The 8,059-nt window shown below is 72.5% G+C and carries 8 protein-coding genes; 3 read left to right on the top strand and 5 right to left on the bottom strand.

Annotated features, from left to right (window positions below; genetic code table 11):
• The 4 genes from ABZW32_RS38030 to cseB all read right to left on the bottom strand — a co-directional run.
• A partial coding sequence (locus ABZW32_RS38030; protein ID WP_356225243.1) for an ABC transporter permease occupies window positions 1-1,229 on the bottom strand: 1,229 nt, incomplete at its 3' end.
• A gap of 70 nt (window positions 1,230-1,299) precedes the next feature.
• Entirely contained in the window at window positions 1,300-2,097 is a 798-nt protein-coding gene (locus ABZW32_RS38025) for an ABC transporter ATP-binding protein (protein WP_356225241.1), read from the bottom strand.
• 148 nt (window positions 2,098-2,245) lie between these two features.
• Window positions 2,246-3,529 (bottom strand): HAMP domain-containing sensor histidine kinase, encoded by a 1,284-nt coding sequence (locus tag ABZW32_RS38020; protein ID WP_356225239.1) that lies wholly within the window; start codon window positions 3,527-3,529, stop codon window positions 2,246-2,248.
• Window positions 3,530-3,534: 5 nt separating this feature from the next.
• Entirely contained in the window at window positions 3,535-4,278 is a 744-nt protein-coding gene (gene cseB, locus ABZW32_RS38015; protein WP_356225237.1) for a two-component system response regulator CseB, read from the bottom strand.
• Window positions 4,279-4,673: 395 nt separating this feature from the next.
• On the opposite strand from cseB, the gene ABZW32_RS38010 reads away from it, so the two are divergent.
• Window positions 4,674-4,919 (top strand): hypothetical protein, encoded by a 246-nt coding sequence (locus ABZW32_RS38010; RefSeq protein ID WP_356225235.1) that lies wholly within the window; start codon window positions 4,674-4,676, stop codon window positions 4,917-4,919.
• A gap of 218 nt (window positions 4,920-5,137) precedes the next feature.
• A complete protein-coding gene (locus ABZW32_RS38005; RefSeq protein WP_356225233.1) occupies window positions 5,138-5,857 on the top strand; it encodes an ATP-grasp domain-containing protein in 720 nt (239 codons plus the stop codon).
• 60 nt (window positions 5,858-5,917) lie between these two features.
• Here ABZW32_RS38005 and ABZW32_RS38000 read toward each other — a convergent pair whose 3' ends face one another.
• Window positions 5,918-6,361: a MarR family transcriptional regulator gene (locus ABZW32_RS38000; RefSeq protein ID WP_356225231.1), complete on the bottom strand. Its 444-nt coding sequence runs from the start codon at window positions 6,359-6,361 to the stop codon at window positions 5,918-5,920.
• Between the two features lie 125 nt (window positions 6,362-6,486).
• Between ABZW32_RS38000 and ABZW32_RS37995 the strand changes: the two genes are divergently transcribed.
• A partial coding sequence (locus ABZW32_RS37995; RefSeq protein ID WP_356225229.1) for an MFS transporter occupies window positions 6,487-8,059 on the top strand: 1,573 nt, incomplete at its 3' end.

Genomic DNA, 8,059 nt, shown 5'->3' with positions numbered 1-8,059 from the left:
GCGGAGCCGGTCCGCGCCGGCTCCGCCGGCTCGGCCGCGCCGAGCGCCGCGACGGGCGGGATCGCCATCGCCCGGCGGATCGGGAGCCACGCCGCGGCCATCGGCAGGACGGTTCCCACCAGCAGGGACGTGAGCACGGTGCCCGGGGTGAGGACCAGCGGGGCGGCCGGGGCGTCATCGGCGGCGAAGAGCGTCCCCAGCAAGGCCGCGACCCCGGTGCCGACGGCGAGGCCGGCCGCCGAGGCGAGCGCGCCGACGACGAGCGACTCGGTCAGCAGCACGCGGCGCACCTGGCGGCGCGAGGCGCCGACGGCCCGCATCAGGGCCAGCTCCCTGGTGCGCCGCGAGACCAGCATCGTGAAGGTGTTGGAGATGAGGAAGGTGGCGACGAACAGGGAGACGGCGGCGAAACCCACCAGGATCTGGCTCATGGTGTCGCTGTCCTGCGTGGCGAGGTTCGCCTGGATCCGGGCGAGCCGGGCTCCGGTGGCCGCGCCGGTTCCCGGGGGCAGCGCCGACTCGACCCGCCCGACGAGTTCCCGTGCGTCGGTACCGGGCGACGCCGTGACGTCCGCGTTCCGGTAGCGGCCGGGCTGGAGGAAGAGCCGCTGGGCGGTGGCGTCGGTGAACAGCGTCAGGCTGCCCCCGGCGGGCCGCGTGGTCCCGTCGGTGCGGAAGATCCCGCTGAGCGTGTACGAGGAGGCGCCCCGGTTCGTACCGACGCGCACGGTGTCCCCGACGCGGTAGCCGCCCTTCGCGGCCGTGGTCTCGTCGAGGGCGATCCCGTCGTCGCGGGTCGGGCCGGAACCCCGGGTGAAGCGGTAGGCCGGGTCCTTGCCGTCGGCGCCGGGTGCGAAGTTGCCGCCCTTGTGGGACGGACCGTGGCCGAGGAGGCGCCCGTCGCGGTCGGCGACGGCCGCGAAGCCGTCGACCCGTCCCGTGGCGGCGGCGACGCCCGCGACCTTGGCCAGGGCGGCCACGGTGGCGGCGTCGACTCCGGGCGGCCCACCGCCGTCGGCCCCGGGGCTCGTGCCTCGGGAGTCGTCGGGGAAGACGCTGACGGCGATGCGTTCGTAGCCGTCGGTCGCCCGGGCGGTGGCGGCGCGGTTCGTGCTGTCGCCGTAGATCAGACTGCCGGAGACGAAGGTGACGCCCAGCATGACCGCGAACGCGGTCATCAGCAGGCGGGCCCTGTGCGCGGACACGTTGCGCAAGGCGGTACGGAACATGGGTGCGGATCCTGGGGGGTGGGCTCGGCGGATGCGAGCGGGTGGCTGGGGCGGAGCGGGGAGGGGCGGATCAGCCGGTGTGCGTACGGGTGTCGAACGCCTTCATCCGGTCCAGGACGCGTTCGGGGGAGGGACGGGCCATCTCGTCGACCAGGCGGCCGTCGGAGAGGAAGACGACGCGGTCGGCGTACCCGGCGGCGACGGGGTCGTGGGTGACCATCACCACCGTCTGGCCCAGCTCCCGCACCGAATCGCGCAGGAAGCCGAGGACCTCCGCCCCGGCCCGGGAGTCGAGGTTCCCGGTGGGCTCGTCAGCGAAGACGATGGCGGGGCGGGAGACCAGCGCCCGGGCCACGGCGACGCGTTGCTGCTGGCCGCCGGACAGCTGCCCGGGGCGGTGGCCCAGGCGCTGGGAGAGGCCGACCATCGACACGACGTGGTCCAGCCACTGCCGGTCGGGCCGTCGTCCGGCGACGGTCAGCGGCAGCGTGATGTTCTCCAGCGCGGTCAGGGTCGGCAGCAGGTTGAACGCCTGGAAGACGAATCCGACGCGGTCGCGCCGCAGCCGCGTGAGCCGGCCGTCGTCCAGGTCGCCCAGTTCGGTCGTGCCGATGCGGACGGAGCCGGAGCTGAAGGAGTCGAGGCCGGCCGCGCAGTGCATCAGGGTGGACTTGCCGCAGCCGGACGGACCCATGATCGCGGTGAACTCGCCCTCCCGGAAGGAGACGCTGACGCGGTCCAGGGCGACGACGCGGGTGTCGCCGCTGCCGTAGAACTTCGACAGGTCGGTGGTGGCGGCCGCGACGGCGGCCCCGGTCGTCGGGCGCGGGGCGAGCGGGTCGGACGGGAAACGGGGGACGGCGGTCACGGGGACTCCTCTTCGGGTGCGCTGCGGTGCGCTTCGAAGGGTGTCGGGTGAACGTATCGGCGCCCGGGCGGCCGTGTACGGGCGGCCGCTCCGCTGTGTATCGGTCGTGTAGCGGCCCCGGCGGCGGGGTGTCGCGGTCGGCCGGGTGTCAGGACGGCAGGAGCAACGTGGCGACGGCGCCCCCGTCAGGGGCGTTCTCCAGCCGCAGCTCGCCGCCCAGGAGCCGGGCCTGGCCCAGCGCGATCGTCAGGCCCAGGCCGTGCCCGGAGCCGCGCTCGACCGCGCCCGTGTGGAAGCGGCGGGGGCCGTCCACGAGGAGGTCCCGGGGGAAACCGGGGCCGTGATCGCGCACGACGACGGTACGGCCCTCGACGGTGACCTCGATCGGGGCGGCGCCGTGCCGGTGGGCGTTGATGACGAGGTTGCCGACGATCCGTTCGAGGCGGCGCGGATCGGTCTCCACCGTCTCCACCGTCCCCGCGGTCTCCGCCGTCCCGGCCGCCGCCCCGGGGCCGGTGACGGTGACCCGGGCATCGAGGCCGGTGCGTGCCACGGCCTCCGAGACGACCGCTCCGAGCGGCACGTGGGCGCGCACCGGTCGTTCCGCGCCGGCGTCCAGCCGGGAGATCTCCAGCAGGTCCTCGACCAGTCCGCGCAGATCGCGCACCCGGGCCCGGAGCAGATCCTCCGTCTCCCCGGGCGGGAGCAGGTCGACGGCCGCCAGCAGGCCGCCGACCGGGGTGCGCAGTTCGTGGGCCACGTCCGCGGTGAACCGGCGCTCGGTGCGCAGGAGTCGGCTGAGGCTGTCGGCCATGAGATCGACGGTGGCGGCGATGTCGGCCACCTCGTCACGTCCCTTGGTGGGCCCCGTCCGGGCGTCGAGGTCACCGGCGGAGATCCGACCCGCCGTCTCGCAGACCCGCCGCAGCCGGCGGGCGAGCAGCCCGGCCCCGTAGAACGCCACGGGCGTGGCGGCCGCGAGGGCGGCCAGGGAGGCCACCGCCATGGTCACATCGAGGCGTTGCAGGTCGTGGAGCTCCGGCCCCATGTTCACCTGGACGGCCAGCACCCGGCCGTCGGGGCCGTCGGTCCGCACGGCGGCCCAGACGCTCGGGCCCAGATTGCCGTCGACGTGCCCGTCGTACGCCGTGTGCCGGGCGGTGTCGGTGAGGTGGCGCAGGGAGGAGGGAAGCCCGTCCGGATCGAGGGCGGCGCCGTTCGTGAGGGTTCCGGTGCGCCGGTGGACGTCCATGGCGGCGTAGAGGGAGTTGAGGGCCTGTGCTTCGGCCCGGCCGCGGATGTCCCGCACGGTCCACAGGTGCACGATCGCGCCCACCGCGGCGACGACCAGGCAGGCCGTGGCCGCGGCCAGCGCGGCGATCTTCCAGCGCAGGGGTACGCGGTCCGGCCGTCGCCGGGGAAACGCTCGCACCGTTCTCAGCGCCTGAACTTGTAACCGAAGCCGCGCACCGTCTCGATCCGGTCCCGGCCCACCTTGCCCCGCAGGCGCTGCACGCAGAGGTCCACGACGCGGCTGTCCCCGTCCCAGCCGTAGTCCCAGACCTCGCGCAGGAGGGTGTGCCGGTCCAGCACGATGCCCGGATGGGCCGCGAACTCCAGCAGCAGTTTCAGTTCGGTCGGGGTCAGCGCCACCGGGTTTCCGGAGAGGGTGACCTCCAGGCCGCCGGTGTCGATGGTCAGGTCCCCGAAGACGAGCGACCGTGCGTCGCAGGCCGGTGCCCCGGTGTCCGGGGCCGGCACGGGCCGGGGTGCGGGCGGCGCGTAGGTCGCCCGTCGCAGGAGTGAACGGATGCGCGCCACGAGCACGTAGGTGTCCACGGGCTTGACCACGTAGTCGTCCGCCCCGGCCTCCAGACCGGCGACGACGTCCAGCCCGTCACCGCGGGCGGACATCATCAGGACCGGCACCAGGCTGGTCTCCCGGACCCTGCGGCAGAGCCCGATCCCGTCGAGACCGGGCAGCATCACGTCCAGGATCAGCAGGTCGAAGTCCTCGTCGCGCAGGAGCTCCAGGGCGCTCAGTCCGTCGGCCGCGGTCCGCATCCGGTAGCCGTAGCGTTCCAGGGCGACGGCGAACGACCGGCGCATGAGCTCGTCGTCCTCCACCAGCAGCACGCGCACGGGAGGCGCGGGGGCCGGAGCGGGGCTGGACACGGACACGGGCTGACGGCTCCTGTCGGGACGGATGCGGCCGGCGACCGGGAGCGGGCGACCTGAAGGGAACGATAGGGCAGACACCGGACGTGATCCGCACATCGCACGGCGGGCACCCCGATTCGATGGACGACCAAGCGTTTCCCGATACACGCCCGATACACGAACGGTCCGGGCGTGCGCGTGCGCCGACGGTGCAGGAGCCGGGCCCCTTGCCGGAACGCCGTCGCCGGATACGCGCGGTCAAACTCCTTGCACCACCCGCGCGGTGGCTCCACCCCGGGGACCTGTGAGGACGGGCCGACGGGTCCGCGCGTCCGTGCCCGCCCGGAGTTGCGGGGCCGGGCGGGAGGCATAGGCTGGATATGAATGGCCAACTTGTGCTATGGGGAGTGAGGGTGATGACGAAAATCAAACTCGGCGAGCCCGTGGACAAGGAGCGGTTGGACAGGAATCCTCCCCCGGTCGTCATAGAATGCCAGCCCGACTCGTTCGTCCGGCTGGAAACGCCGGAGGAACTCCGCGTATGGGAAACCATGGTCCGGCAGACGACCGGTCTTGAGATGTCCGCCAGCGACCTGCGGGCCGTCGGCACCGAGGGCTGCTCCTGCGGCTGCTCCGACAAGTGTGATGTCTGTCCCGAATGATTGTCACCATTTCGCTCAAGGATGACATTCACGCACTCGCGGTCCGGAACGAGGCGCGCAGACGTGGATACCGGGATTTCCACATAGTCGAATGCGATCGACTCAGCGGGAGACGAAGCCTCTCCTGGGAATCCCACGGGAACTCCCCGACCACGCTGCGCACCTCGGACGGGCGGGACGTCGTACTCGAAGAGACCTCGTTGATCTGGTGGCGAAGGGTGCGAGCCGCTCAGAAGGCCACGGAGGACAACGCGGACGCATTCGAGCGGAACCTCATCAACAACGATTGTCGCGGGGCGCTCACGGGAATTCTCACCACGGCCTTCCAGGGGAAGTGGATCTCCCACCCCGAGGCGACCGACCGGGCTTCGGACAAGCTGTACCAGATGGCCGTCGCCCAGCGGTCGGGATTCAGGGTTCCCAGAACCCTGGTCACGCAGTCGCGGGACGAGGTGGCGGATTTCCTGGGACAGGTCGGTCGCGTCATCGTGAAACCCGTGGTGGGTACGTCGGGTCCGCTGCTCTTCACCCAGTACCTCGAAGACCCGGCCTCGATCGCGATGGAATCCTTCGAGGCGTGCCCCGCGATCTACCAGGAATACATCGAAGGCGACGAACACGTACGTCTGAACTGTTTCGGTGACCGCATGTACGCGGCTCTCCTGAAGACCGGGAAACTCGACTGGCGCGCGGACCTCACCATCCCGATCTCCGTGTGGCCCGTTCCCGACGAGACGGCGGAGAAGGTGGTGGCGGTCCTGCGGGGGCTCGGCCTGCGCATGGGCGCCATCGACATCAAGCTGACCCCGAGCGGGGAGCCGGTCTGGCTCGAAGTGAATCCGCAGGGCCAGTTCCTCTTCCTGGAGCCGCTCCTGCGCATGCCGCTGGCCGAGTACTTCCTGGACTTCCTGCTCGACGAGGCGCGTACCCGCGCGTAGTCCGGAGTCCGTGACCCGGACCACCCGCCCGCCCCGGCCGCCCGCTCTCCGCCCCGCGGGTCACTTCTGCGCGGGCTCCTGGCAGGCGGTCGAGACGGCCGCCAACCAGGCGTGGGCGGCGTCGCGCTGATCGGCGGTCAGCCCTGCCTCCAGTTCGGCCTCGCGCCGTACGACGGCCGGGAGGGCCTCCTCGTAGCGCCTGCCGCCGAGGGCCGTCAGGTGCACCTGGTGCGTCCGGCGGTCGGTCGGGTGGGGGGAGCGGGTGATGAGCCCGTCGCGTTCCAGCGCCGCGAGCATCTCGTTGGCGGCCTGCCGGGTGCTCCCGACCGAGCGGGCCAGCTGGGCCACCGACATGCCGGGCGACGTCCCGACCATCATCAGCGTGGCGAACTGCGGCACGGTGAGCCCGAATTCCTCCAGCTCGGTGCCGATGGCGGCCCGCATGCTGAGCCAGGCGTGCCGCACCAGGAAGCTCACCACCCGATCGTGACCCTGCTCGCCCATGAGGCGTCCTCCCGGATGTGATTGACAGGAACTTGACGAGTTGCCACGATGGGCGAACCGTCAGGAACTTGACGAGTCTACGCTGCGGCCGAGCCGGAACCCTCCTGAACCTAAGGCAGTCACGCATGTCCTCCGCCACACCACCGATGCCGTTACGCCCGTCCACGCCACCACCGGCCCGCCGACGGCTCATCCTCGGCGTCCTCGTCTTCGCCCAACTCCTCATATGGCTCGACGGCACCATCCTCACCACCGCCTTCGAGACCCTGTCCGACCCCGTCCTCGGCCTGGGGGCCACCCCCGGCCAGCTCCAGTGGGCCACCGGCGCCTACACGCTGGCCTTCGCCGGCCTGATGTTCTCCGGGGGTGCGCTCGGTGACCGGTTCGGGCACCGCAACACCCTGCTGGCGGGCATGGCCCTGTTCGGCCTCGCCTCGGCCTTCGCCGCCTGTGCCACCACCCCCGGCCAACTCGTCCTCTGGCGCGCGGTGATGGGCGCCGGAGCGGCCCTCCTCGTACCGGCCACCATGGCGGTGGTCGGCTGGACGTTCGAGCCCGCTCAGCGGCCGGCGGCCTTCGCCGCACTGTCGTCCTTCGCCGGTGTCGGGATCGCCGCCGGGCCGATCCTGGCGGGGGTGCTGCTCGCCGCGTTCTGGTGGGGCTCGGTGTTCCTCGTCAACGTGCCCGTGGCCCTCCTCGGCCTCGGCTTCATCGCCCGGTACGTGCCCAACTCCCGTAGCCCCGAGGTCCGTCGGCTCGACCCGGCGGGACTGCTCCTGTCGACGGGCGGCCTCGGCCTCCTCGCGTACGGCCTGATCCGCGCCGGCCAGGACGCCTCCTTCGGCCGGCCGGCCGTCTGGGGGAGCGCCGCCGCGGGCATCGCGCTGATCGCTGCCTTCGTCGTCGTGGAGCTGCGGATCGCGCACCCCAGTTTCGATCCCCGGCTGCTGGCGCGGCGCCGCTTCGCCACCGGGAACCTCACCCTCATGACGGTCTTCCTGGCCCTGACGGCCGCATCCTTCTACCTCGCCTTCTACCTCCAGGGCGCCCGCGGGTACTCGGCGTTGCACGCCTCGCTCCTCGGTCTCCCGGGAGCGCTCGGGGTGGTCGTCGGCTCGCCGGTCGGCGTCCGGCTCGCGGGCCGGAGCTCCGTCCGCCTCGTCTCCTCGGTCTCGCTGGCCGTCGCGGCCCTGGCGATGGGGTCCGTGTCCCTGTTCGACGCGAGCACACCGATCGTCTGGTACTCGGCGGTCATGCTCGTCCAGGGCACCGCGATCGGCATGGTGATCGCCCCGGTCACGGGCGCGGTCCTCGGCTCCCTGCCGCTGGAGCGCTCCGGCGCCGGCAGTGCGGTCAACAGCACCCTGCGCCAGACGGGGAGCGTGCTGGGCATCGCGGCCGGCGGAACGATCACCTCGATCGTCTACCGGCGTTCGATCGACGGTTCGCTGACCGGACTCCCGGAGCCGGTACGGCAGCAGGCGCGCGTCTCGGCCGAGCTCGCCCGGCACGCGGCGGCCCTCACGCACGACACCCGGCTCGCCGCCGCGGCCGACGGCGCCTTCCTCCACGCCATGCACGTCGGCGCGCTCTGGACTGCGGGATTCGCCCTCGCGGGCGCGGCGGCCCTCGCCCTCGGCTTCCGGCCCGGCCGTCGTGGCGGCGGGCCGGTGCGGGGTGAGGGCGGGGGAGCGCGGT

Source organism: Streptomyces sp. NPDC004667 (assembly GCF_040609475.1).
Classification (GTDB): domain Bacteria; phylum Actinomycetota; class Actinomycetes; order Streptomycetales; family Streptomycetaceae; genus Streptomyces.
Note: the sequence above shows the minus strand (reverse complement) of the source record. Positions and strands in the feature narration are given on the sequence as shown.